The organism is Pseudomonas sp. LB-090624 (assembly GCF_003205205.1).
GTDB lineage: Bacteria > Pseudomonadota > Gammaproteobacteria > Pseudomonadales > Pseudomonadaceae > Aquipseudomonas.
In genome coordinates this window covers 77,061-102,668 of the sequence record NZ_QJRL01000013.1, presented here as the reverse complement: position 1 = coordinate 102,668, position 25,608 = coordinate 77,061, and the positions used below count along the sequence as shown (strand labels likewise).

22 protein-coding genes are annotated in these 25,608 nt (G+C 62.9%); 18 read left to right on the top strand and 4 right to left on the bottom strand.

Annotation, left to right across the window (positions count from 1 at the left end; translation table 11 throughout):
- Nucleotides 1-129: 129 nt before the first annotated feature.
- The 15 genes from hemE (at nucleotide 130) to DMX11_RS14495 (ending at nucleotide 13,079) form a co-directional block, all read left to right on the top strand.
- On the top strand, nucleotides 130-1,194 hold the full coding sequence (gene hemE / locus DMX11_RS14565; RefSeq protein WP_110745159.1) for a uroporphyrinogen decarboxylase: 1,065 nt from the start codon (nucleotides 130-132) through the stop codon (nucleotides 1,192-1,194).
- A gap of 172 nt (nucleotides 1,195-1,366) precedes the next feature.
- A complete protein-coding gene (gene gbpA / locus DMX11_RS14560; RefSeq protein ID WP_256590618.1) occupies nucleotides 1,367-2,830 on the top strand; it encodes an N-acetylglucosamine-binding protein GbpA in 1,464 nt (487 codons plus the stop codon).
- Nucleotides 2,831-2,879: 49 nt separating this feature from the next.
- On the top strand, nucleotides 2,880-3,392 hold the full coding sequence (locus tag DMX11_RS14555; protein ID WP_110745157.1) for a cytochrome b/b6 domain-containing protein: 513 nt from the start codon (nucleotides 2,880-2,882) through the stop codon (nucleotides 3,390-3,392).
- 5 nt (nucleotides 3,393-3,397) lie between these two features.
- Nucleotides 3,398-3,886 (top strand): hypothetical protein, encoded by a 489-nt coding sequence (locus tag DMX11_RS14550; protein ID WP_177410744.1) that lies wholly within the window; start codon nucleotides 3,398-3,400, stop codon nucleotides 3,884-3,886.
- Complete coding sequence (gene gspD, locus DMX11_RS14545; RefSeq protein ID WP_110745156.1) at nucleotides 3,883-5,724, top strand: type II secretion system secretin GspD; 1,842 nt, start codon at nucleotides 3,883-3,885, stop codon at nucleotides 5,722-5,724. The genes DMX11_RS14550 and gspD overlap by 4 nt, the downstream gene beginning before the upstream one ends.
- Nucleotides 5,721-7,184 (top strand): type II secretion system ATPase GspE, encoded by a 1,464-nt coding sequence (gene gspE / locus DMX11_RS14540; protein ID WP_110745155.1) that lies wholly within the window; start codon nucleotides 5,721-5,723, stop codon nucleotides 7,182-7,184. Before gspD ends, gspE begins: the two co-directional genes overlap by 4 nt.
- Before the next feature lies 1 nt (nucleotide 7,185).
- Nucleotides 7,186-8,391 carry a type II secretion system inner membrane protein GspF gene (gene gspF / locus DMX11_RS14535; protein WP_110745154.1) on the top strand — a complete coding sequence of 402 codons (1,206 nt, stop codon included), beginning with the start codon at nucleotides 7,186-7,188 and terminating at the stop codon, nucleotides 8,389-8,391.
- Nucleotide 8,392: 1 nt separating this feature from the next.
- Nucleotides 8,393-8,839, top strand: a complete 447-nt coding sequence (gspG, locus tag DMX11_RS14530) for a type II secretion system major pseudopilin GspG (protein ID WP_110745153.1) — start codon at nucleotides 8,393-8,395, stop codon at nucleotides 8,837-8,839.
- Nucleotides 8,836-9,300 (top strand): prepilin-type N-terminal cleavage/methylation domain-containing protein, encoded by a 465-nt coding sequence (locus tag DMX11_RS14525; protein ID WP_110745152.1) that lies wholly within the window; start codon nucleotides 8,836-8,838, stop codon nucleotides 9,298-9,300. The genes gspG and DMX11_RS14525 overlap by 4 nt, the downstream gene beginning before the upstream one ends.
- Nucleotides 9,278-9,661, top strand: coding sequence for a type II secretion system minor pseudopilin GspI (gene gspI / locus DMX11_RS14520; protein WP_110745151.1), 384 nt, complete (start codon nucleotides 9,278-9,280; stop codon nucleotides 9,659-9,661). Before DMX11_RS14525 ends, gspI begins: the two co-directional genes overlap by 23 nt.
- Nucleotides 9,648-10,238 (top strand): type II secretion system protein GspJ, encoded by a 591-nt coding sequence (locus DMX11_RS14515; protein WP_110745150.1) that lies wholly within the window; start codon nucleotides 9,648-9,650, stop codon nucleotides 10,236-10,238. The genes gspI and DMX11_RS14515 overlap by 14 nt, the downstream gene beginning before the upstream one ends.
- Before the next feature lie 47 nt (nucleotides 10,239-10,285).
- Nucleotides 10,286-11,092 (top strand): general secretion pathway protein GspK, encoded by an 807-nt coding sequence (locus DMX11_RS14510; RefSeq protein WP_146230361.1) that lies wholly within the window; start codon nucleotides 10,286-10,288, stop codon nucleotides 11,090-11,092.
- On the top strand, nucleotides 11,085-12,194 hold the full coding sequence (gene gspL / locus DMX11_RS14505; protein ID WP_110745148.1) for a type II secretion system protein GspL: 1,110 nt from the start codon (nucleotides 11,085-11,087) through the stop codon (nucleotides 12,192-12,194). The genes DMX11_RS14510 and gspL overlap by 8 nt, the downstream gene beginning before the upstream one ends.
- Nucleotides 12,191-12,661, top strand: coding sequence for a type II secretion system protein GspM (gspM, locus tag DMX11_RS14500; RefSeq protein ID WP_110745147.1), 471 nt, complete (start codon nucleotides 12,191-12,193; stop codon nucleotides 12,659-12,661). The genes gspL and gspM overlap by 4 nt, the downstream gene beginning before the upstream one ends.
- A gap of 70 nt (nucleotides 12,662-12,731) precedes the next feature.
- A complete protein-coding gene (locus DMX11_RS14495; protein ID WP_110745146.1) occupies nucleotides 12,732-13,079 on the top strand; it encodes a YgiW/YdeI family stress tolerance OB fold protein in 348 nt (115 codons plus the stop codon).
- A gap of 36 nt (nucleotides 13,080-13,115) precedes the next feature.
- Here DMX11_RS14495 and DMX11_RS14490 read toward each other — a convergent pair whose 3' ends face one another.
- Entirely contained in the window at nucleotides 13,116-14,303 is a 1,188-nt protein-coding gene (locus DMX11_RS14490) for an MFS transporter (RefSeq protein WP_256590619.1), read from the bottom strand.
- A gap of 164 nt (nucleotides 14,304-14,467) precedes the next feature.
- On the opposite strand from DMX11_RS14490, the gene DMX11_RS14485 reads away from it, so the two are divergent.
- Nucleotides 14,468-15,361 carry a LysR family transcriptional regulator gene (locus tag DMX11_RS14485; protein ID WP_110745144.1) on the top strand — a complete coding sequence of 298 codons (894 nt, stop codon included), beginning with the start codon at nucleotides 14,468-14,470 and terminating at the stop codon, nucleotides 15,359-15,361.
- A gap of 92 nt (nucleotides 15,362-15,453) precedes the next feature.
- Nucleotides 15,454-16,227 (top strand): ParA family protein, encoded by a 774-nt coding sequence (locus DMX11_RS14480; RefSeq protein ID WP_110745143.1) that lies wholly within the window; start codon nucleotides 15,454-15,456, stop codon nucleotides 16,225-16,227.
- Between the two features lie 352 nt (nucleotides 16,228-16,579).
- Here the strand turns inward: DMX11_RS14480 and selO are convergent, their stop codons facing one another.
- From selO to DMX11_RS14465, 3 genes are all read right to left on the bottom strand, one after another.
- Nucleotides 16,580-18,040 (bottom strand): protein adenylyltransferase SelO, encoded by a 1,461-nt coding sequence (gene selO, locus DMX11_RS14475; protein ID WP_110745142.1) that lies wholly within the window; start codon nucleotides 18,038-18,040, stop codon nucleotides 16,580-16,582.
- 126 nt (nucleotides 18,041-18,166) lie between these two features.
- Nucleotides 18,167-21,475 (bottom strand): mechanosensitive channel MscK, encoded by a 3,309-nt coding sequence (gene mscK, locus DMX11_RS14470; protein ID WP_110745141.1) that lies wholly within the window; start codon nucleotides 21,473-21,475, stop codon nucleotides 18,167-18,169.
- 35 nt (nucleotides 21,476-21,510) lie between these two features.
- The gene (locus tag DMX11_RS14465; RefSeq protein WP_110745140.1) at nucleotides 21,511-23,253 is read right to left on the bottom strand and encodes a potassium/proton antiporter; all 1,743 of its coding nucleotides are present in this window, start codon (nucleotides 23,251-23,253) and stop codon (nucleotides 21,511-21,513) included.
- A gap of 177 nt (nucleotides 23,254-23,430) precedes the next feature.
- On the opposite strand from DMX11_RS14465, the gene DMX11_RS14460 reads away from it, so the two are divergent.
- Entirely contained in the window at nucleotides 23,431-25,581 is a 2,151-nt protein-coding gene (locus tag DMX11_RS14460; RefSeq protein ID WP_110745139.1) for a dermonecrotic toxin domain-containing protein, read from the top strand.
- Nucleotides 25,582-25,608 lie beyond the last annotated feature (27 nt).

The window sequence follows — 25,608 nt, the reverse complement described above, 5'->3', positions numbered from 1 at the left end:
ACGCCCGCGAAGCTTTTGTATACAAAATCGTTTGATCTGTGGCACCCAATAGACAAAACGCATGGCCACGGCCGTGCCTTTTGCGCTGGCGTCTGAGAAAATGCCCGCACTATTTTTCCGGATGCCGACATGACTGCCCTGAAGAACGATCGTTTCCTGCGTGCACTGCTCAAGCAACCCGTAGACGTCACCCCGGTGTGGATGATGCGCCAGGCCGGCCGCTACCTGCCGGAGTACCGCGCCAGCCGGGCCAAGGCGGGTGATTTCATGAGCCTGTGCATGAACCCTCAGTTCGCCTGCGAAGTTACCCTGCAGCCGCTGGACCGTTACCCGCTGGACGCGGCGATCCTGTTCTCGGACATTCTCACCATCCCCGATGCCATGGGCCTGGGCCTGTACTTCGAAACCGGCGAAGGCCCGCGTTTCAAGAAGGTCATCAGCACCCCTGCCGACATCGAAGCGTTGCCGATCCCCGATCCGCAGAAAGACCTTGGCTATGTCATGGATGCAGTCAGCACCATCCGCCGCGAACTGAACGGCCGCGTGCCGCTGATCGGCTTCTCGGGCAGCCCGTGGACCTTGGCCACCTATATGGTCGAAGGCGGCTCGTCGAAGGACTTCCGCAAGACCAAAGCCATGGCCTACGACAACCCGCAAGCCTTGCACCTGCTGCTGGACAAACTGGCCCAGTCGGTTACCAGCTACCTCAACGGCCAGATCCTTGCCGGCGCCCAGGCTGTGCAGATCTTCGATACCTGGGGCGGCAACCTGTCTGCGGCTGCCTATCAGGAATTCTCCCTGGCTTACATGCGCAAGATCGTCAGCGGCCTGATCCGCGAGCACGAAGGGCGCAAGGTGCCGGTGATCCTGTTCACCAAGAATGGTGGTTTGTGGCTGGAAAGCATCGCCGACGCAGGTGCCGACGCACTGGGCCTGGACTGGACCTGCGAAATCGGCGATGCCCGCCGCCGCGTGGGTGACAAAGTAGCCTTGCAAGGCAACATGGACCCGACTGTGCTTTACGCAAAGCCGCAAGCCATCCGCCAGGAAGTGGCGCGCATCCTGGCCAGCTACGGCCACGGCACCGGCCATGTGTTCAACCTGGGCCACGGCATTACCCCGGAAGTCGACCCGGAGCATGCCGGTGTATTCATCAATGCCGTTCACGAGCTGTCTGCGCAGTACCACGGCTGATTCCAAGCTCCCCGAGCGCAAAGGTTGCGAATCGGGGAGCTAGACAGGTTTATTCCTACATTAAGGCAAACTGCTTTTCTCTAAAGTCCGGACTCCCCTTGCGCAGAAGGCGCATTCGCTTCCAGTAAGTGCGCCCTTGCGCATTTCACCAGCAATGCGTTCGGAGTTCGTGATGAATACAACAAAGACCCTGCGAAAAAGCGTTGTCGCCACAGGTGTGTGGATGGCGATTGCAGGCACAGCTTTACAAGCTCAACTTGCCAATGCGCATGGCAACCTGGCAGATCCACCTTCTCGCGCGGCGCTCTGCCATGCGAACCAGAAAAACCTCAACACCAACTGTGGTGGCGCTCAGTACGAACCGTGGTCGGTCGGTGAGGCGATTGGGCGTTTTCCAAGTGCTGGTCCTGTTGACGGAAAAATTGCCAGTGGCGGTGCGCGTGGCGACTTCGGCGCCCTGGATGAGCAATCGGCCAACCGTTGGCACCTGACCCCGGTCACTGACCGTAACATGCAGTTCGACTGGCATTATGAGGCCCCGCATCCGGTTACCTCGTGGGAGTACTTCATTACCAAGGCGGATTGGAACCCCAACGCAGCGTTGACGCGTGCCGCTTTCGATGCCACCCCGTTCTGCGTGGTAGATGGCAAGCATCAGATACCCACTGCTGGTACAGGTACCAACCCGAAGCACAGCTGCACATTGCCGACTGACCGCACCGGCCAACATGTGATTCTTGGCGTCTGGAAAGTTGGCGATACCGACAAGGCGTTCCATAGCGTTGCTGACGTCGATATCCAGCTCGATGGCGGCCCCGCCCCGGAATGGCCGCGCCTGGCTGAAATCAGTGCCAATCGTGACCTTGAAGTTGGCGATAAAGTGACTGCACGCGCATTCGATGCCAATGGCGAGCGTACCTCGCACCATGTGAGCATCACGGTCGATAGCGCCGAAGAGGGCATCGCTGCCAACTGGGCCTACAAGCTGGCCAGGCAGATCAATGAAACCCAGACGCTGGTACGTGCCGGGCAGATGGACACGGACGGCAACATCGAGCCCGTGCAGGGCTCCAACAGCATCTTCGCCAAAGCCGAAAGCGGCCTGACCAACTACATTCTGGACTTTGAAACCGCCGCTGGCGATCCGACCACGATGCACCTGCATGATGTCAAACCCGAGTACACGATCGTGGATGGCAAAGGTGGCGTGGACTTCAGCGTCATGACCAACAAGGCCTTGACCGTGACGGCGCGGCTGTTCGACAGCAATAACAAGCAGGTCTCTTACTCGCGCCAGAACGTTAACGGTACGGAACCGTTCGCGCTGAATGTCGTGAGTGGCGAGGGTATGCACACCCTCAAGGTCGTGGGCGTGGACAAGCTCGATCGGGTGCTGCTGCAGGACCAGAAGACGCTGCAGCTCAAAGCGGCAGGCGATGCCTCTTACGACTTTGTCTTCCCTGAATCGCTCTCCAACTACAAAGCGGGTACCAAGGTACTGCAGCCCAAGAATGGCAAGGTCTACGAGTGCCAGCCATTCCCTGCCTCGGGTTACTGCGTGCAGTACTCCCCAGCCGCTGGCCAGTTCGAGCCAGGTACTGGCTCTCACTGGAACATGGCCTGGACCGAGAAATAAGGCATCAAACCTGGCCCCTTGAGGGGGCCAGGCTCTTCGAGTACTCCAAATGCAAGTACAAAAGTATTGCTGGCAGCAGATCCTCCTGCACTGGGTCTCTGCAATGGTCATCCTTTGGGCGCTGATCAGCGGTTTTTACGTGGCGCACATGGATGTCACCCCCGCCACGCTTCACCTGGTCGCCTTCATCAACGTCGCCATGACTACGTTGTTCATCCCGGTATTTCTGCTGCGCTGGCTGTTGCGCCTGACCCGTCTCAAGCCACCTAGCCTGCACGATGACCCTCAGGGCCAGCGCATTGCGCATGTCGTGCACGAGGGCTTGTACTGGAGCACGGCGATCGTATTGGCGTCCGGCCTGTTGATGATGGACAGGGTTATAGACGTGTTCGGCTGGCTCTCCATTTCGCCACTGCTGAGCGAGCCGTTCTGGCACCGCGTCTGGTTCTACATTCACATTGCTGCCTGCCTGCTGCTGGCCACGGGGGTAGCGCTGCATATCGCTGCCGTGGTGTTGCATGAGCTGAGCGGGCGACGCGTGCTGCGGCGGGTGTTGCCCTGACCCGGATGAAGCGCAGTTCGCATTTGACCTGGCTGGCGTGCGTGGTGGCAACGCTTGCCTGGCTGGCATGGCGGGAAAGGACTTATCCCGTCGCTGCCCCGCCGGCAGTGCCGTTGGAGACACCCCAGCTGCCGACAAAAGCGTTGCCGGCGGCCACCGTGGCGCTGGCGTTCGGCTTCAAAGCAACGCGCCCGCAGCAGTCGGGCCAAGCGGATGTCGCCCTCAAGGCCAGTTTCGTTTCCAGCCAGGGCGAGGCTCGTGCCCTGGTGAAAAGCCATGACGGTGAGGCTATCTACCGCGTCGGTGACCGCATACCGGGACGCGGCGTGCTGCGCCGTATCGATGTGCGTTCCATCGTGTTGTGGTCCGAAGGCCGCGAGGAAGTCGTGTCGATGTCCGCGCCCGCTCCCTCCGTGTTCCTGCCTGCAGGTGCTGCCGTTCGCCCGCACCACACTCCCGACCCTTCATCCCGCGTGTTGCGGGAGGTGCAATGACTCTCAAGCGATATCTGCGCGCCGCCTCGTTCGGCGCCTGTCTTACCCTGAACTCTTCCCTGGCGCTGGCTGAGGCGCCCACCTGGCAGCTGGCGATGAGCGATGCCGATGTACGCGAGGTGGTACGCGAAGTGGGCGCGATCCTCGACCAGACGATCATCCTCGACCCGCGCGTGCAGGGCCGTATCACAGTCCTTTCCAACGAAGCACTGGACCGCGAAGGGATCCGCCGGCTGTTCTACTCGGTGCTCAATGCCCAAGGCTTTGCCGCCGTGAACGACGGTGACCGTTTGCTGGTGCTGCCGGCCAGTGAGGCCAAGGCCTGGGCCAACCAGCAGGTGGAGGCGATACCGGCAGCGTTCACGACGCGGGTTTTCAACCTGTCGGGCAGTGTGGCTGCCGACCTGGCCGGGTTGTTACGGCCACTGGTTTCCAGCAGTGGCTACATTGGGCCGTCCAGTTCGGCCAATGCCTTGGTGGTGACCGACTCCGCAGCCAACCTTGACCGCCTGGAGCACCTGGTTTTGCAACTCGACAGCGGCCAGCGGCATGACCATGAGCTGGTGAGCTTGCGCCAAGCCCGCGCCGATGCGGTGTTCCCAGTGATTGAAGCAGCCGCCGGAGGGCCCGACAGCGGCGTGCGGGTGCTGGTCGATGCGGGCGGTAACCGCCTGCTGATCCTTGGCCCGGCCAAGTCCAGGCAACGCTTGGCGCAACTGACACGCACGCTGGATGTACCAGCACCAGCTACCTCACAGAACTGGCGGGTGGTGCGCCTGCAACACAGCAACGCCGAGCAGCTTGCCGAGGTGCTGGGCGAGGTGGGCAAACGCCTGGATGGCACGCCGGGCACAAACACTCCGGGCGTCGGCATCGCCGGCGAAGCCATCGTCAAGGCCGATGCCAGCCAGAACGCGCTGGTGCTGCTGGGCGAGCCGCAGACGTTGGCCAGTGTGGAACAGATCGTCCTGCAACTGGACCAGCCGCGGGCGCAGGTGCTTATTCATGCGGCAATCGTTGAAGTGAGCGGCAGCATCGAGGAGGCGCTGGGCGTGCAATGGGGCATGGACAAGGGTGGCCTCAAAGGTGGCATTACCTACAGCGAAAGCGGCGCTACATTGGCCGACCTGCTGGGCAAGGAGGCCAAGCTGCCGGGGGGCGCCGCCCTGGCCATCGGATCTGATCGTTTTGCCGTCCTGGTATCGGCTTTGGCCAGCAACAGCCGCAGCAATCTGTTGTCCACGCCTAGCCTGCTGACGCTGGATAACCAGGAGGCGCAGATCCTGGTTGGGCAGAACGTGCCGTTCAAGACAGGCTCTTACGTGACCCCCGGCAGTGGTTCGGAAAACCCCTTCACCACGGTCGAGCGCAAGGACATCGGTATCAGCCTGAAGGTGCGCCCGCACATCAACGAAGGCAACAGCCTGCGCCTCGAGGTCGAGCAGGAAAGCTCGGAAATTGCGCCCAGCGCGGCCGAGAATGACCTGATCACCAACAAGCGCACGCTCAAGAGCACCATACTGGCATCCGATGGCGAGATCATCGTGATTGGTGGCCTGATCAAGGACAGCGTGCGCCAGGTAGAGCGCGGCGTGCCGCTGCTCAGCCGTATTCCCTGGGTGGGTGGCTTGTTCCGGTGGCGCAGCGACACCCAGGAAAAAACCAACCTCATGGTGTTCCTGCGCCCGACCATCTTGCGCAGCCAGGCCGACCGGGTCGAGGCGGGGGGGCGTGCCTACGAAGGGTTGCGCCATGCGGATGATTCGACCTTGCCGGAAGATGCCCCGCGGATGTTCGATACGCGGCGTCTGCCCGACGCGCTCCGGCCGCGCCCATGAGCATCGCCCTACCGTTCAGCTTTGCCCGACGTCACGGCATCCTGCTCGACCGCCAGGCAGCCGAGCCTGCTTTGCTGATGCGTGAAGGCGCTTCACTGGCCGCCATGGCTGAGGCCTGCAGGCGAGTGGGCAGTACCTGGCCTCTGCGTCGCGTGAGCGACGCCCACTTTGCCGAGCGCCTGGCCCAATGCTACGGCCCAGGCCAGGATGCCGCGCAGGCGGTGGTCCAGGGCCTCGACCAGGAAATCGACCTGTCGCGGTTGGCCGAAGCCCTGCCGCAGACCTGCGACCTGCTTGAGCAACAAGACGACGCGCCGATCATTCGCCTGCTCAACGCCTTGTTCAGCGAGGCGGTGAGATCGCGGGCCTCGGATATCCACCTGGAAACCTTCGAGCAGCAGCTGCGCGTGCGCATGCGCATCGACGGCGTCATGCGCGAAGTACTGACGCCGCCGCGGGGACTTTCTGCCCTGTTGGTTTCGCGCATCAAGGTCATGGCGCGCCTGGATATCGCCGAAAAGCGCGTGCCCCAGGATGGCCGGATCAGCCTGCGCCTTGCCGGCCATGAAGTGGACGTGCGGGTGTCGACCTTGCCTGCCGCCCATGGCGAGCGGGTGGTGCTGCGCTTGCTGGACAAGCAGGCAGTACGCCTGGACATCGACCACATGCAGATGCAGAGCTCGGTGCGAGCTGGCTTCATGCACATGCTGGAAAAACCGCACGGCATTTTTCTGGTCACCGGGCCCACCGGGTCCGGCAAGACCACGACGCTGTACACCGCGCTGTCATACCTAAACCAGGTATCCCGCAATATCCTCACCGTCGAGGACCCGATCGAATATCACCTGCCCGGCATCGGCCAGACCCAGGTGAACACCAAGGTCGACATGACCTTCGCCCGTGGCCTGCGCGCCATCCTGCGCCAGGACCCGGACGTGGTCATGGTGGGCGAAATCCGTGACCGGGAGACTGCAGACATCGCGGTGCAGGCCTCGCTGACCGGCCACCTGGTGCTGTCCACCCTGCATACCAACAGTGCGCTGGGGGCTATCACGCGCCTTGCCGACATGGGCATCGATACGTGTTTGCTTGCCTCATCGCTGGCCGGGGTGATGGCCCAGCGGCTGGTGCGGCGGCTTTGCGACCACTGCAAGGTCGTCTATGAGGTGGACGAGGCCACGGCCAGCGCTTTGGGCCACCCTGCCGGGTTGCCGTCGCAGCTCTACGAAGCGCAGGGCTGTAGCGAATGCCTGCAGGGTTACAGCGGGCGCCTGGCCTTGCACGAGATGGTGGTGGTGACGCCTGCCTTGGCCCAGGCGATCCACGCCCGTGCGTCCCTGGCTGACATGTCCGCAGTGATCCGCGGGGCCACACCGAGCCTGTTCCAGCATGGCGTCCAGCGGGTCTGCCTGGGGCAGACCAGCGTGGCAGAGCTGCTGCGTGTGACGGGGCAGGGCTGACATGCCGGTGTTCCGCTACCAGGCCCAGGATGCGCAGGGGGCGCGCCAGCGAGGAACGCTGGAGGCACCGGGGGCGCGTCAGGCCCGGCAAACCTTGCGCGAGCAAGGCTTGCTGGTGCTGAAGCTGGCCCCGGTAGGGGCATCGCCAATGGCCGCCTGGCGCACAGGTAAAGGCATGAGCCTGGCCCAACGCTCGTTGCTCACCCGCCAGCTGGCGACGCTGCTGCATGCTGGGGTGCCGTTGACCGAGGCCTTGCAGGCAGTTGCCGGCCAGAGCACCCAGCGCCAGGTAAGGCTGGTGCTGAGGGGCGTGGTTGAGCGGGTTGCCGAAGGCCTCGCGCTGGCCCAAGCCCTGGCGCACTACCCTCAGGCGTTCCCCATGGTTTACCGGGCGACCGTGGCCGCCGCCGAACGCTCCGGCCACCTGGCGGCCGTACTCGAACGCTTGGCCGAGCATGGCGAGAACCAGCAGGCCCTGCGCCAGAAGGTACAACTGGCCATGGTTTACCCGGTGATCCTGCTGGTTGTTTCGTTACTGGTGGTGGGGTTTCTGCTCGGTTATGTGGTGCCCGATGTGGTGCAGGCCTTTTCGCGCGACCAAGCGCAGCTGCCGCTGGCAACGCAAGTGCTGATCGCCCTGAGCGATGCCACCCAGCATTACGGCTTGGCAGCGCTGGCGCTGTTGGTGGTAGCTGCTGCGCTGATTGCCTGGGCACTTCGCCAACCGGCACTGCGCAGGCAATGGCATGGCTTTTCACTGCGCCTGCCGGGCTATGGCGAGTTTGTCCGGGCCAGTGAAGCGGCACGCTTCATCGGTACCTTGGCCATCCTGGGGCGCAGCGGGGTCGCCCTGGTCGAGGCAATGAACATCGGCGCAGCGGTGATGGGCAACCTGATTCTGCGCGAGCGTTTGTTGCAGGCCGCTCGCGAGCTGGGCGAGGGCAGCTCGCTGGCCAATTGCCTGGCACGCAGCGACACCTTACCGCCACTGATGCTGCACATGATCGCCAGTGGCGAACGCGCCGGTGAGCTGGACACCATGCTTGAACGTGCCGCAGACCTTCAGGCCAGGCAACTGGCGGGGCGCATCTCGTTGCTGGTGAGCCTGTGCGAGCCACTGATGCTGCTGGTGATGGGCGGCATCGTGCTGTTCATCGTGCTCGCCATCCTGCTGCCGATTCTCAACCTCAACCAACTGGTCAACTGATATGTCCATACGTTCAGCACGCCGTGCGCAACGCGGCTTCACCCTCATCGAAATCATGGTGGTGGTCATCATCCTGGGGGTGCTTGGCGCGCTGGTGCTGCCCAACGTGATGAGCCGTCCTGACCATGCCAAGCTGACCGCAGCCCGTACCGATATCCAGTCGATCTCCACCGCGTTGGAAATCTACCGCCTGGATAACGGCCGCTATCCGACCACCTCGCAAGGCCTGGAAGCCTTGGTGACGCGACCAACCGTAGCGCCCCTGCCGCGTCAATGGAGTGCCCAAGACTATCTCAAGAGTACACCCATCGACCCCTGGGGCTCCCCTTACCAGTTTGCAAGCCCGGGCACCCGTTCTGCCCAAGGCTATGACCTTTACTCCCTGGGGGCCGATGGTCAGCCGGGTGGTGATGAGATGGATGCCGATATTGGTAACTGGCCCGAATGAAACAGCGCTGTTCTCAAGGCTTTACGCTGCTGGAGCTGCTGCTGGTCATGCTGCTGCTGGGCATCGTGATGAGCATGGCAGGGTTCATGTTCGGGCGCGACCCGCAACGTATGGCCAATCAGGAAGCCAGCCTTTTCTTTCAGTTGGTGCAGCACGCGCGGCAACAGGCGGTGCTGGAAGGATTGGCGGTGGGTATTCGCATTGATGCCCGGGGCTATCAACTGCTCAAAGCCGCCGGGCACAGCTGGGAGATTGCGGGCAAGCACCGAGATATCGACCTGGACCTGCACGTGGAGATCGATGGGGTTCCGGTGCCTCCCGGTGTGCCTGGGAGGGCTCCGCAACTGGTGATGTACGGCAACGACGAGCACACGCCGTTTGCTCTTCATTTCGGGGTGAACGATGTACGCCTTGTTTCTGTGTCGAGCGATGGCATCAATGACCCCAGTTTCCTGCGCTGAACGCGGCTTCACCTTGTTGGAAGTGTTGGTGGCGTTGGTGATCTTCGCGGTACTGGCCGTGGCGGTTACCTCGGCCAGCCAGCATGTGCTGGTGCAATCGCAGGGGCTTGAGAAGCGCTTGCTCGCCAGCTGGGTCGCTGACAACCACTTGATGGAGATGCGCCTGCAACCTGCACCGGGTCCTGGCGAGCGCACCCTGGATGTCATGTTCGGCCAGCGTCGCTGGACCCTGGAGGAAACCCGCCGCCGCCTGGCTGGGAGTGCCCTGCTGGAAGTACACGTACGGGTAGGCCTTGCTTCGGACCGCCAAGTACTGCATCAGGCCACGGGGTGGTTGGGGCTGTTCGATGCGCCACGCTAGGCCAGGCAGGTTGCCCGGGCAGGGGGGCTTCACCTTGATCGAGCTGCTGCTGGCGATCGCCATCTTTGCCTCGCTGGCGGTGGGCAGCGCGCGCGTGCTCGATGTGTTCATGCGTGCCGAAAGCGCACGGCAGATGCAGGCCAATGAGCTGCGAGCGTTGGCCAGGGCCATGAGCCTGATGCAACGCGATGCCCTGCTGGGTTACCAGCCTGCGAGTCTCGGCAAGGGCGGTTACGGTGTACTGCTGCACGGCGCACGGGCGCATTGGTTGGCCAGGGAGCAAGACAACCAGGCGCTTAAACGCAGCGAGTTGAGGGTTGTCGAGTATTGGCTCGAGGAAGGGGTGCTGTGGCGTCAACGGCGCACGCAGGGGCAAGACCAGCTTCGGCCGCAGCGCTTGCTCGAAGGTGTACGCGAGCTGCATTGGCGTGTACATGTGCCCGGAAGCGGCTGGCAGGCGAGCTGGCCCATGGCCCAGCGGCGGCCGGTGCCCCCACAGGCGCTGGAGGTGACGCTGTCGACCAAGCGCTTTGAGCAGGTGCGGCGGGTACTGCCACTGGGGGGCGCCAGCCAGTGAGGGGGCAACGGCAAACGGGGCTCGCGTTGGTTACCGTGCTGCTGGTCATGGCGCTGCTCACGATGCTGGTAGCCGGCATGTTGCACAGCCATCAACTGTTGGTTGGCGGGGTTACCCGGCAGACCGAGGGTACGCGTTTATTGCGCCTGGCCCATGCAGGCGAGCAGCAGGGTCTGGTGAGCCTGCGCCGCGAGCTGGGCGAGGTCTTGCAGGTCACCCATGATCGGCAAGCCTGGGCCCAGCCCCGGGCGTTGAACCTCGATCAAGGGCAGGTAACCCTGCAGTTGGAAGACCTTTCGGGTCGGCTGAACCTGGGAGCCCTGATTACCGGAAAGGCGCCCGACCCGTTGCTGCTCGAGCGCTGGGAACGCCTATGCCATTCATTGCAGCTGGAGCCGCCGGCATTGGACGGGCTCGTTGGCCAGCCAATGCTCGATCCAACCCAGTTGCGCGCATTGCCTGGGGTAACCGCCGAGGTGATGACGCGGTTGCGACCGTGGGTAGTGGTACTGCCCAAGGAGGCGCGGCTCAACATCAATACGGCCCCGCCGCGCTTGCTGGCGGCGTTCGCCGAGCTGTCACCGACGGTGGCCGCGGAGCTGGCAAGGGCGCGCCCCGAAGCGGGATACCCCACCGTGGAGCGCTTTCTTGCCCAGCCCCAGCTGGAGGGCCAGGGCCTGGACAGGCGTGGGCTGGCAGTGAGCAGCCGCTGGTTTCGCCTGGAGGTACAGGCGGAGCTGGCAGGCCGGCGCATGTACTTGTACAGCGATCTGGAGATCGATTTGAACACGCACCAGGTTCGTGTGGTGCGGCGTGTGTTTTCGGCAAGGCGGGAGCGAAGTGCGGATGAGTGAGAACTGGTTGTACCTGTTGCCCGAAGGGATTGTGGCAGCTGATGCGCAGTGGCCGGTATGGTTGCGTTCGGGGGACGGCAACCTGAGCAAGGCGCGCCTGGGTGAGCTGGCCTCGACCCTGTCGGGCCCGGTGATCGTGGTGGTGCCCATGGAAATGCTGGGCAGCTGTGAGATCGGCCCTGTACCGGGTAAACGGCCGAAACCGGAAACATTGGCGTACGCCGCCGAGGATCAGTTGGCAGCGCCGCTGGAAACGTTGCATTTGGTGTTTGGTCCGCCCTGTGCGCAAGGGCATCGCCGCGCGTTGGTGATAGAGCTTCAGGTCATGGCCCACCTGATGGCCCTGCTGCAAGCCCAGGGTATCGACCCGCTTGGCATCTACGCCGATGCCGACCTGCTGGGGGCCGGGCAGCCCTGCGCATTGTGGTTCGAGGGCCGCTGGCTGCTGGGGGGTACGAATGGTCTATGCCTGGTCGCCAGTCCGCAGGCCGCCGAGGTCCTGGCGCAGCAGTTGCCGCCGATGGCGTGGCAGGCCGAACCTGCTCATGCAGGGGAGGTGCTCTGCAACCACACAGTCGATAGCGCCGTCCACACCCTGGTGCAAGGGCGAGCCACGGCCCTGGACCTGCGCCAGGGGGCATTCCGGCGACCCGGATCGGCCTTGCCTTGGTCCGCCTTGGCGGGCGGGGTGCTGCTGGCAATGGCAATGGTGTGCCTGGCGGATCATCAGCGTATCGCGTGGTTGACGCACCGCACGACACAGCTGGATGCCGAGAACGTTCAGGCATTTCAGCGCTGGGCGCCAGGGCAGCCTGTCACTGGCGACCTGGTTGCGCAGGTCAGGGCGCTGGAGTTCCGCCCCCGGGCAATGACCACTGTCGAGGCACTGGCAGCATTCAGCGAGCGGTTGGTTGAAGCCGGGAACATCACCGTTGAACGGGCTGTGTCCAGCCCCACAGAAGGGTGGCGCATGGAAGTGGTAGCGCAGGGGTTCGCTGACCTTGAGCGCTTGCGTCAACGGACGCCTGCGGTGCTGATGGACCAGGCGCGCCAGGCCGGGCAAGGCGTGCGGGCGACCCTGACGTGGCAGGGTGCTCTATGATGCGGTGGTTTGGGCAGGCCTGCCTACGCCAATGGCAATCGATACCCGGTGCGCGGCGAGGATTGATAGTGGCCACTCTCTGGAGCCTGGCCTTGGTCGTTCTCTGGCACGTTGCCTGGAGCCCCGGCAAGCAGCGCTTGCAGCAGGCCGAGCGTGATCATGCGCGAGCCCTGGAGCTGGCCGGGCACCTGCAGAGGGTTGCGGCAGGCCCAGCCATGGCCCTGGAAGCTGTGCAGGCACTGACGCCCGCCGGGCTGAATGCGCGAGCGCTGGCTGCTGGGCTGCGAATCACCGGGTTGCAGACGCGTGCCGCTCAGGTGGACGTCAGCCTGGAGGGCGAGCCTGCGAAACTGCTGGTTTGGCTACACGCGCTGGAAGGTGATGGCGTGCAGTTCCGCAGTTTGCAGTTGCAGGTGACCGGCGAACAGTTGCAAGCGCAACTGGTACTGGAGCTGGACGGAGCCTGAGCCAATTAAGATTCGCTTCAGCCAGCTTGGGTAGGCTGTTCCCATCGAAAACGAAACAGGACCTGCCACCATGAAAGCTCGCTACCTCGCCCTGATCCTTGCCCCGCTATTCAGCACTGCCGCCTTGGCTGCGGGCTACACCGGCCCCGGTGCTCAGCCGGTTACCACCGTTGCCGCGGCCAACGATGCCGCCGATGACACCCCGGTGGTACTGCAGGGCTTCGTGACCAAGAAGATCAACAACGACGACAAGTACGAATTCAAGGACAACACCGGCACCCTCAGCGTAGAAATTGATGATGAAGACTTGCCGCCGACCCCGTTCAACGAAAAGACCAAGGTCAAGCTGACCGGTGAGGTGGAGAAACACCTGATGAGCCGGGAGGTCGATGTGGATATGGTCGAGATCATCAACTGATCCAAGGGCCCGTTCGCGGGCATGCCCGCGAACGCCTCACATCGATTTGGGTGGTAACTTGCTCAAGTGCAACGCCACCAGTAACGCCACGGCCAGCAAGCTGCCAATGAACAGCCCTATGCCGTTCCAGCCCCACTGGTGCCAGAACACCCCGCCCGCCGTACCGGCCACGCTGGACCCTGCGTAATAGCTGAACAGGTACAGCGACGATGCCTGCCCCTTGGCTTTCAGCGCCCGGCGGCCGATCCAGCTGCTGGCCACCGAGTGCGCGCCAAAGAAGCCAAAGGTGAACACCAGCATGCCCACGATCACCATCGCCAGCGGGCTGGCCAGGGTCATCAGCAAGCCACCCGCCATCACCACGATACTGGCCCAGAACACCTTGCGCCGGCCCAGCTTGTCCGCCAGGGCACCGACTTGCGCCGAGCTGTAGATACCGGACAGGTACACTACCGACAGCAAACCGACGAGCGCCTGGTTCATGTGGTAGGGCTCGGCGAGCAGACGGTAGCCGATGTAGTTGAACAGGGTGACGAAGGCGCCCATCAGCAGGAAGGCTTCCAGGAAAAGCCAAGGCAGGCCGGCATCCTTGAAGTGCATGACAAAACCATTCAGCAGGTTGCGCGGGTTCATCGTCTGTGGGCGGAAGTTACGTGATTCCGGCAGCACCTTCCAGAACACCAGCGCAGCCACCAGGGCGAGGCCGCCAATGGTCAGCATCGCGGTATGCCAGCTCACGAAGTCGATCAATACGCCGGTTATCAGCCGCCCGCTCATGCCGCCAATCGCGTTGCCACCAATGTACAGGCCCATGGCCAGGCCGATGTGCTGTGGGTGGATTTCCTCGCTCAAATAGGTCATTGCCACTGCCGCCAGGCCGCTCAGCGACAGGCCCACCAGCGCACGTGTGGCCAGCACCAGCTCCCAGCTCGGCATCACTGCGCTGGCCAGTGTGGACAGGGCGGCGCAGACCAGGGCGAACACCATCACCGGCTTGCGCCCGATGCGGTCAGAGACGGGCCCGGTTATCAACAGGCCGAACGCCAGCATGGCAGTTGCTACCGACAACACCAGGCTGCTCTGCGCCGCGTTGATGGAAAACTCCTTCGACAGCAGCGGCATCATCGGCTGCACGCAATACAGCAGGGCGAAGGTGGCAAAGCCGCCGCTGAACAGGGCCAGCACGGTTTTCATGAAGGCGGGGGTGCCTTTTTCGATCCACATTTCGTTCAGGGGAGCAGGCTCTGGCTCGGCAGGAAGGGGGGCTACAGCAGTTTTCACGGTGGGTACCTCTGGCGCAATGAAAAAAGCATATAGCTAGCTAATGATTAGATCCAATATATTGTTCGACCTATTTAAGACGTACTGCGACTTGTTTGGAGCCGATCATGGAACTGCGCCATCTGCGTTATTTCATCGCTGTTGCCGAAGAATTGCACTTTGGCCGCGCCGCTCAGCAGTTGGGCATTTCTCAGCCACCCCTGAGCCAGCAGATCCAGGCGCTGGAGCAGGAACTGGGCGCACGTCTGTTCGAGCGTACCAATCGTCGGGTCGAACTGAGCGAGGCGGGCCGGCTGTTCCTTGAAGAGGCACGCCAGGTGCTGGCGCAGGTCGAGAAGGCCGCGGATGTCGCTCGGCGTGCACAGCTGGGCGAGCTGGGCGAAATGAAGATTGGTTTTACTTCTTCGGCACCTTTCACCTCGAAGATACCCAAGGCCATCCACGCCTTCCGGCAGCGGTTTCCGGCGGTGCATCTGAACCTCCAGGAAATGAGCAGCCGGGATGTCGCCGAGGCGGTGTTCGACGAATCCATCGAAGTGGGCCTGATGCGGCCGATGCCGTTGCCTGAGGGGTTGCTGGCCACCGAACTGTTCCGTGAGCCACTGGTGGCGGTAATCAACGCTTCGCATCCACTGGCTGAAGGCACGGAGGAGGGGGTGCATATGGCGGCGCTGGCCCATGAGCCGTTCGTGTTCTTTCCGCGCAGTTACGGCAGCGGGTTGCATGCGCAGTTGCTGAGCCTGGCGCGGCAGGCGGGCTTCAGCCCGCATTTTGCCCAGGAGGCAGGGGAGGCGATGACCATTATCGGCCTGGTATCGGCGGGGCTCGGGGTATCGGTGCTGCCGGCCTCGTTCCAGCGCATGCGCATTGAAGGTGTGGTGTATCGCACCCTGCTCGATGAGGGGGCGATGTCAGCGGTATGGTTGGTGCAACGCGAGCGTGGCGGCTCGGCCATGGCCAAGGCGTTTGCCGAGCTGGTCATCGGCCAGGCCTATGGCTGAGGAGCAGGTCCATCCATACCCGGCAAATGGCACTGGCCATTGCTGCGGCAGCGCCACATACTCGGTCATTCGTTGAAACACGGAGGTCAATCATGCGGCGCGTGGTGTTCAATCAGAAAGGTGGCGTAGGCAAGTCGAGCATCGCCTGCAACCTGGCGGCGGTCAGTGCCAATGAAGGCTATCGGACCCTGTTGATCGACCTGGATGCCCAGGCCAACTCAACTCAGTACCTCACCGGCCTCACGGGTGAGGACATCCCCATGGGCATTGCCGACTTCTTCAAGCAAAGCCTGTCCAGTGGGCCATTCAGCAAAAAGAACAAGGTCGACATCTACGAAACCCCGTTCGACAACCTGCATGTGGTTACCGCCACCCCAGAGCTGGCCGACCTGCAACCCAAGCTCGAGGCCAAGCACAAGATCAACAAGCTGCGTAAGTTGCTCGACGAGCTGGATGAGGATTACGAGCGGATTTACATTGATACCCCGCCAGCGCTCAACTTCTATGCGGTTTCGGCGCTGATTGCTGCCGATCGCGTGCTGATTCCTTTCGACTGCGACAGTTTCTCGCGCCAGGCCCTGTATGGCCTGCTGGCCGAGATCGAAGACCTCAAGGAAGACCATAACGAAGACCTGCTGGTCGAGGGCATCGTGGTCAACCAGTTCCAGTCACGTGCCAGCCTGCCGCAGCAGATGCTCGACGAACTGCTGGCAGAGGGGCTCCCGGTGCTACCGGTGTACCTGGGCAGCTCAGTGAAAATGCGTGAATCGCACCACGCCAGCCTGCCGCTGATTCACCTGGAGCCCAAGCACAAGTTGACCCAGCAGTTTGTCGAGTTGCATTCGTTGCTCGAAGAGAACGGTTGAATAGCCCCGGGCGGTTGGCGGGGGATTTTCTTCGCTTATGAGATCGAGCGCCGCCCGCGCGGCGCATCGCGAGCTGCGCTCGCTCCTACGTTTGTTTCGGGCCAATTTTTCCTGTGGGATTCGCGCGCGTACGCCTTGGCGCATGGCGCGATATCGCGTCGTACAAACAAGGCGGTCGCGCGCGCCTGTCACAGGCGTTATTGGCCCGAAACAAACGTAGGAGCGAGCACAGCTCGCGATGCGCCGCGCGGGCGGCGCTCGGTCTCACAGGCGCACCCCCCTCAAGGCGTACGCTTGGTCGCCCCAACCCGGTCACGCGTACCCCCTAAATTTCTTGTAGACGCGGCGTTACTCAGGAAGAACAACTGATTTCCAGGTGCTTGCCCCACTCCGGCGGTCGCTCGGCGTAGGCCTGCATGCCGGGCTGTTCCTCGAAGGGGCTGGTCAGTACCTGATGCAATCGGCGTACTTCACTGTAATCCCCTGCCTCGGCCGCTTCGATGGCTTTCTGCGCCAGGTAGTTGCGCAGCACATACAGCGGGTTCACCGCCTGCATCCGTTCACGGCGGCCTTCGGCATTGCCGGGTTCGCGTTCACAGCGGGCCAGGTAATCCGCGCCCCAGGCATCAAAGCCGGCCAGGTCGATGAAGTCGTCGCGCACCACCTTCAGGGCCTCGGTCACCGGCTGCTCACCCAGCTTGCGGAAGAACAGGCTGTAGTCGACGCCACCACGCTGCATGCACTGCAGCAGGCGCTCGACCAGCGCCATGTCGTCATCCTCGGCAGTGGTCAGGCCCAGACGCCGGCGCATCAGGTCCAGATAATGGGCCTGGTACAGCGGCAGGAACAGCCCCAGCGCCTCCTTGAGCGGCTCAACCTCGATCACCGTGGTCAGTGCCTGGGCCAGCGCGCTGAGGTTCCAGTGGGCGATGGGCACCTGGTTGGCGTAGCTGTAACGGCCACGGTCGTCTGAGTGGTTGCAGATGAAGTTGGCGTCGAAGTCGTCGAGGAAGGCGTACGGACCGAAGTCGAAGGTGATGCCGAGGATCGACATGTTGTCGGTGTTCATCACCCCGTGGCAGAAGCCATAAGCTTGCCAGCGGGCGATCAGCTCGGCATTGCGCTCGACGATGGTGCGGAACATGGCCAGGTAAGGTTGTTCGGCATCGCGGCATTCGGGGTAGTGCTGCTGTAGCACGTGGTCGATCAGAACACGTTGCTGTTCCGGCTGCTTGGTGTAGTAGAAATACTCGAAATGGCCGAAGCGCACGTGGCTCTGCGCCAGGCGCGTGAGCATGGCGGCGCTCTCGCGGGTTTCGCGCCACACCGGAGTGCTTGAGCCGATGACGCACAGTGCCCGGCTGGTAGGGATGCCCAGGGCATGCAGGGCTTCGGAGGCGAGGAATTCACGGATCGACGAGCGGAGCACGGCGCGGCCGTCGCCCATGCGCGAGTACGGGGTCTGGCCGGCGCCCTTGAGGTGCAGGTCCCAGTGTTCGCCAGCGTCGTTCAGCACTTCGGCCAGCAGCAGGCCGCGGCCATCACCCAGCCGTGGGTTGTACGAGCCGAACTGGTGGCCGGAATACACCATTGCCCGTGGGTCGGCTTCTTCCCACAGCTTGTGGCCGCTGAAAAGCTCGGCGAATACCGGCTGCTCGGCCTGGGCCGTGTCGAGGTCAAGCAGGGCCATGGCCGATTCGCTCGCTACCACCAGGCGCGGGTCTGCGATGGGTTCGGGCAGCACCTGGGTGGAGAACGCATCGCCCAGGCGGGCGAAGCGGTTGTCGAAGGTGAGTTGGTCGAGGGTTTTCACGAGCCGGCTCCTGAGATTGATTGGCTGGGGCCGCTTGGCGGCCCTTCGCGGCTGTTCGGCGTCCCGACGCGAACGAGGGCGAAGCCCTCGCAGGGGGTCTGCACAGAATAAAGTATTCGAACCCACTCAGGCCGAAGCAGTGCCATCGGGTTTTGGCTGCTCCACGGGAATCAACTGCTGCTTGCCGCCTTTGGGGTCTATCAAGAACACCTCGACCTGGCGCACCGAGATCTTGATGTCATGCGCCTTGAATTCACGGCTGATGTAGCGGTTGAGCTCGTCCAGCGTCGGGTTGCGGTCGCCCAGGTCGCGTACATGCATGCGCAGCTCATGGTCCAGCGAGCTTTCGCCGAAGTTGAGGAAGTACACGATCGGCTCCGGGTCCTTGAGCACCCGTGGGTTTTCATGCGCCCCCTTGAGCAGCAGGTCACGCACCAGGTCAAGGTCGGAGCCGTAGTCGATGCCCAGCTTCAGCGTCACCCGCGTGACCGTGTCGGTCAGCGACCAGTTGATCAGCTGGCCGGTGATGAAGGTCTTGTTGGGGACGATGATGTCCTTGCGGTCGAAATCGGTGATGGTGGTGGCGCGGATGCGGATCTTGCTTACCGTGCCCGACAGGTTGCCGATGGTGATGGTGTCGCCGATGCGCACCGGGCGCTCGAACAGGATCATGATGCCGGAGATGAAGTTGGCGAAGATCTCCTGCATGCCGAAGCCCAGGCCCACCGACAGCGCGGCCACCAGCCATTGCAGCTTGTCCCAGCTCACCCCGAGGGTCGACAGGGTGCTGACGATGCCGATGCCGACAATGGTGTACGAAAGCAGCGTGGTGGTGGCGTACGCGCTGCCCTGGGCCAGGTTCAGGCGAGACAGCACCAGCACTTCCAGCAGGCCCGGCAAGTTGCCGGCGAGGGCGAAGGTGATGCCGACGATCACCAGCGCGCCCAGCAGGTCGCCAAGGCTGATCGGCACCATGCTGGCGGCGGCGCCGGTGCCGCTGGTGTATTCGTAGAGGACGAAATTGTTGAGGTAGGCGAACACCGATATCAGGTCGGACCACACCCAGTACAGGCCGGCGATGAAACCGCCGAGCAGGGCCAGGCGGATCAGGCGCAGCGACTGCTGGTTGACCTGTTCGATGTCCAGGGTCGGCTCTTCGGTGATGACCTCGCCGTCCAGCCCTTCCTTGGCCGCCGCCCGCTTGCTCAGCGCGCGCTGGTAGGCCAGCCGCCGCGCCGCTACCGACAGGCCGCGCACGAATGCAGCTTCGATTACCAGCCAGAACAGCAGCAGATACAGGGTGTAGATCAGCCGGTCGGTGAGTTTCAGTGCGGTGTAGTAATAGCCGAAGCACACCGCCACGAACAAGGCGATTGGCAATGCGGTGAAGGCCACGCCTACCGCCTTGCGGAACAGCGAGGTGTCGCGGTGCGCCGGGCTGCTCAGCAGCAGGCGGCTGAGCAGCCAGGCCATCAACGCGTAACAGGTCAGCACCACGCCGATCCCCAGCACGTCATCGGCCAGTGCTGAAGGCTGGTGCTCGGCAACCGCCACCACGCCGACCAATGCCAGCACCACGGTGCCCAGGCGACGCACCCAGCCGCGCAGGAACTCGACTTGCGGCTTGTGCCAGCGGAAATGGATTTCTGCTACGCCGCCGGGGGCGAGGATGCGGTAAGCGGTGTAGAACACCAGCCAGGCTTGGGCCAGTTGCCAGAGCGCGGCGCCCAGGTTGGCGTTCTGCCCGCGCGCGTCGATCTGCAACGCGTAGCTGCACAAGGCCAGGCCCAGGCTGACCGGCATGGCCAGCAGGATGTTGATGAGGATCGCCTGCGGCGTGTGCCACTGGCTGTCACGGCGGAAGTGGCCGATATCCTGATGTACCTTGCTTAGCCGCTCATACAGGTATTTGCGGCGCCACAGCAGCGCGCCGATAACCAGCAGCAGGGGCAGAAACAGCAATGGACGCTGGCTCAGGCCGTCGGCCAGCTCTTTCAGGCCGGAGCCCCATGGCAGGTCGGCAACCTGTTTGGCCAAGCGCTCTGGAACATAGGTCAACCAGTCCCAGTCCAGCGGCTTGTTACTGGGTATCCAGAACATCTGCTCGTCGAGGGTGGTGCGCAAACCCTGTGCGGTGCCAAGCAGTTGCTTCTGGTTGAGTTGCAGGGTGATCGACTCGTTGAGCAGTGCCGACAGTTCGCGGTTCAGGCGCTCGAGCAGATCGCTGCGGGTGATCGCCACCTCCAGCAGGGCTTTGCGCAAGGCTGGGGTGACGTCTGCCTGCGGCTGGCTGGCCAGCAGTTTGTCGACGTAGGTGACCGGGCTGCTCATCTGTTCGCGTTGCTGGTTGATCTCGAACTGATACAGGCGGATATCGGCGATCTGATCGGCCAGGTCACGGTCGAGCTTGAGGTGCGGCAACGCCTGCTTCTGTTTGTAGAGGATCTTCGACAGCAGCAGGCTGCCCTTGAGTACGCTGATCTGCTCGTCCAGCGCCTGATCGGCCTGGGTAAGGCTGTCGAGTTGCTGCTTGGTGCGCAAGTTCTGTTGGGTCAGCTCGTTCAGGCGGTCGGTGCTTTTGAGCAGGTAGTCGGAGAGCTTGAGGTTGGCCGCGCTCTCGCTGGCCAGCAGGCTGCTGCCTCCGGCTTTCTGGGCCTCGATCGATTGCTGGGTGACCGCCTCTTGCGACTGGGCCAGGCGTTTGTCGTTGATCAGCGTCTGCAGGTCCTGGATTTCCTGTTCCAGGCGCGCGGCACGCTCGATCAGCAGGTCGTGACGGGCATTGCCCAGGTCTTGCAGCAGGCTGTTGCCGGCCAGTTCCTGGCGGCGCAGCAGGGTAAGCGCGTTGAGCGAGGCCAGTTCGGCGTTCAGCTGGTTGCGCTGGTCGGCGTTGATCGATTTACCGCCGTCCTTGCCGGTCTTGAGGATGTTGTTGATCTGCTGGGTGCGGGTCTGGCTGCTGCTGATCTCGGCCTGGGCGCGCTCGGGGCGGGTTTGCGAGTTGATGATCAGGCTGTTGGCTTCGGACAGCGCTTTCTGTAGCTCACCCTGCTGGGTGTTGCGCTCGCTGAGCATCTGTTCCAGCTGCGGCACACTGAGGTTGGCGTAGCGCTGCGGCACGGGCTGCGCCTTGCTTTCCTTGAGCCTGGCGAGTTCTTTCTGGCTGTCGCTGGTTTCCTTGGGGGCGCCGGCCAGTTGCTGCTTCAGCGCGGCAAGCTTCTTCTCGTTGTCTTCCTTGCTGGCCAGCAGGCTCAACGTTTGTTCGAGCACTTGCTGCAAGGCCTTCTGGTCAGCTTCGGGCAGCTTGCGCTCGGCGATCTTGTCGAGGCTGTTCTGGATGCTGGCGGTGCTCGGGGCTTCTGCCGCGTTGGCGGCAAAAGGAAGGGACAGACACAGCCCGAGCAGGGCTGTGCGAAGGTACACGCGCAGGGACATAGGCAGACTACTTGTGGATCCGGCAGAAACGAAGTTTAGAGGAACAATCCTGGTCCGGGTCGCGTTCCTTCGGGGAATCTGACGCCTACTTTCTGGATCTTGTTCCCGTCCATGGTCGCCACGGTCCAGATCGTGCCATGCCAGTCGACCTGGTCACCTACTACTGGAGCGCCTCCGACCTTCTGTCGGATGAACTGTGCCAGCGGCATTTTCGCGTCCAGACCATCCAGTTTCAGGCCATACAACGCTGCCACAGCACCCAGTTCGGCATCGCCTTCGAGCACGAAGTCGCCGAAGAAACGCAGGTCCAGGCCACGCTGTGGCGCCTGGCTGAACAACTTGCCGAGGGCCGGCAGGTTGTGCTCGTGGCCGATCACGCAGAGCATGTCGCCCACTTCCAGCACGGTGCTGCCAGACGGGTGAAGCAGTTGCTCGCCACGGAACAGGGCGGCAATCCGCGTGCCTTCGGGCATTTTCAGCTCGCGCAGGGCGGCGCCGATGCACCACTTTTCGGCGCCCAGGCGGTAGACGAACATTTCCCACTCGCTGGTGATATGCACCTCCAGGGCAGAGCGGGAAATTGGCGCCGGGTCTGGCGGTACGGTCACTTTCAGCAGCTTGGCCATCCACGGCAGGCTGGTGCCTTGCACCAGCAGTGACACCAGCACGATGAAGAACGCCAGGTTGAAGAACAGCTGGGCGTCTGGCAGGCCGGCCATCAGCGGGAACACTGCCAGAATGATCGGTACCGCGCCACGCAGCCCGACCCAGGAAATGAAGCCTTTCTCGCGACCGTGGAAGGCCTTGAACGGCAGCAGGGCGGCAACCACCGACAGCGGCCGCGCCACCAGAATCATCCACAGCGCCAGGCCCAGCGCAGGCAGGGCGATGGGCAGCAAATCGTGCGGAGTGACCAGCAGCCCGAGCACCAGGAACATGCCGATCTGCGCCAGCCAGGCCATGCCGTCGAGCATGTGCAGGATGCCGTGGCGGCTGCGGATAGGCTTGTTGCCGAGCACCAGGCCGCACAGGTACACGGCGAGGAAGCCACTGCCGTGCAGGGCGTTGGTCAGCGAGAACACCACCAGTCCGCCGGCCACCACCAGAATCGGATACAGGCCACCGGCCAGGTTGATGCGGTTGACCAATTGCAGCATCAGCCAGCCGCCACCCAGGCCGAGCAGCCCGCCGATGCCGAATTCGCGCAGCAAGTGGCCCAGCAGGCTCCAGTGCAGGCCGGTCTGGCCGCTGGCGATCATGTCGATCAGGGTGACTGTGAGGAACACGGCCATCGGGTCGTTGCTGCCCGACTCGATCTCCAGGGTGGCGGTAACCCGTTCGTTCAGCCCTTTGCCGCCCAGCAGCGAGAACACCGCAGCGGCATCGGTGGAGCCAACGATGGCACCGATCAGCAAGCCCTGGATCAGGCTCAGGTTGAACAGCCAGGCGGCAACCAGGCCGGTGAGGGCAGTGGTGATCATCACCCCGACCGTGGCCAGCGACAGCGCCGGCCACAACGCCACGCGGAAGCTTGCCACCCGCGTGCGCAGGCCACCGTCGAGCAGGATCACGGCCAATGCCAGGTTGCCCACCAAATAGGCGGTCGGGTAGTTGTTGAAGATGATGCCGCCACCATCGACACCGGCGACCATGCCGACGGCGAGGATGATGACCAGAATAGGAATGCCCAGCCGCGACGATAGCGAACTGACCAGGATACTTGCGCCCACCAGCAATGCGCCGATCAAGAACAGGCTGTTGATGGTGCTTGCATCCAAAGGCAGGTACTCCGAGACAGCGGGGAAGGGACGTGGTAGCGCATTTTCCAGCAAAAGCTAGCAGGTCGCGTGCCAATCGATTCTAACCTGAGGCCGACGCAGGCTGTAAAGCGATACCGCATCGTCGCTGCGGCTTGCGGCTGTAATGGTTTGCCCACTGTCAGGCAGCCAAGTGACATGAATGTCAAAGAAACCATTTCTCTCGCCCAGGTGGCCCAGCGCCTGCTCGGGCAATTTCCTGATTTGCACAACCTGGCGCGCCAGGCGGCGGGCCATGTGCTTCGCCGCCAACTGGGGTATTGGCTGGATCCGGACGGGCTCTATTGGCACGAGTTCCAGTCGGCGGTCAGCAGTTCGTTGAGCTTCACCGGCTGGCGCCACAGTGGACCGCCACGACGCTCTTTGAGCCTTACCGAACTGGTCATCCAGCGATTCAGCCCGCAGCAGCAGGCCAGTGCTGACGAGTTGAGTATTTATGGTGGCTTCTACCGGGTGGATGCCAGCCACACAGTCTATGACGAGCGCAACGAAGTGCGGCTCGACCCACGGCAAGTACTGGAGGCGTTCTGGCGGTTGGATTTTGCGGGGCGCTATACCGAGGCACTGAGCAAGTTTCGGTCACGGTATGGCGAAGACTACTGTGTCCTGGCCCGCTCCCGCTTCATTGCTGCTGTGGGCCAATCTGCGTTGAGCAAACCCGAGCGCCAGGCGCTGATGGCGGTGACGGTCGCTGTACCCGCACTGCCAAGTACCGTGCAAGGCCTGCGACAGGCCAGGCAAGCGAATGCCCAATCTGAATGGAATGCACTTGTCATCGGCGGTATCAGCGCCAAGCTCATGTTCTTGCACAAGCTGAAGACTGGCAGGTTGTGCCTCTATCTTGCCGATGCACAGGCTGTGGTGCGGGTATTCGACGATCGCCATGCGCTTCAGGAGTGGATGGTTGATCAGGCCGCCACGACGGTGGGGCGAGAGCGGCTGGTCAGGCTGTTCGTCGGGGATGGGGTACTGGCGCAGTCGCTACGCCCGCGTTTACGCAATTACTTCAGGTTGCTCGCGCAGTCGCGGGGCGACACCATGATTTCCGGGCCAGCCATTGAAGGGGACCTGTTCGTCCATGTGCGCGATGCGGTCATGGATGATCTGGCCAGCGATGCTCATGAGCGGCTGACTACCAACGCACAACTGCGCAAGGCCGATTGGCTGGCGGGCTTGCAAGCAGCGAGTTTTATAATTGCGCCGATGACGCCGCTTGGCTGGCCAGTGATATTGGCATCGCTCGGTCTGGGCACCGCAAGCCTGGCTCTGCACCTGGACCGGGCAATCAATGGCAAGCAGGCCTGGCGCACAGCAGCATGGTGGTCAGTACTGACGGATATTCTGTTCATTCTGCTTGATATAGCCATGATGCGTGCCAGCGAGCTGTTCACTGATGGCCACGTCCCCCCGCGTGTGGCTGGTCAGGCGCAAGCCTCTGCCGCCAAGGTCGACTGGGGGCTTTACATGGCCCCGGCGGCAGACGAATTGCTGGCTATGTCGGATAAGGCGCTGGCGCGGCAGGAAGCCCTGTTGGGCGCGGTGCCGTGGGCTGATCTCGATGCCGTAGGGCCCAATGGCGAGTATCTGGATGCATTCGGTGAGCCCTACCCCGTCTACCGCGATGAGCTCGGGTTTGGTTCGCCCGCCATTGCCGAGTACACCAGCTCGCCGGAGCGCTACAACAACCTGTGGCGGGGTATGCCGCTGGAGGGCACTCGCGCCGAGAATATCCAGCGCAGCCATGACCTTGCCCGCGCACTTGGGCAGATTGGCGTCAGTAATCAGGTAAGGCTTTATCGGGCTGCCTCCAGCCTGCGGGGCACGGGTTTACAGGCAGTTGGTGAGGGTGCCATTGAATTGGGTGATGTGCTGGTAACCACCGACTTCACGTCATTCACGGAAAACCCCTATGCCCTCTGGGAGGTTTTCAACGACCCGCAGACCCAGGTCAGCGGCAGGGGGGCTTTTGATGAAAATGCGTTAGTGTATGTATTGGAACCTGGCGAAGACATGCAGGCGACGCCCATCGGGCCCTTTTCAAGGCGACCTGATGAAGCGGAGTCTCTGATGATGCCCGGGCGCTACCTGCAAGTGGAAAAGGTGACGGCCGTTCAAGGGCACAATTATCGCTTTACCGAGGTGTGCCTGAAGGCACTGGCGCAGGCGCCAGGCGGGAAGGCCGTGCGTGAAATGCGCACAGGACAGTTGTTCGATCGCCAGGCACTGGCGGGGCGACTGGGAGTCGAGGATGACTCGTTGATGCGCACATTCTTTGCGCCGCCCGCCTGAGCAAACGTGAAAGGGGCCGCTGCGCGG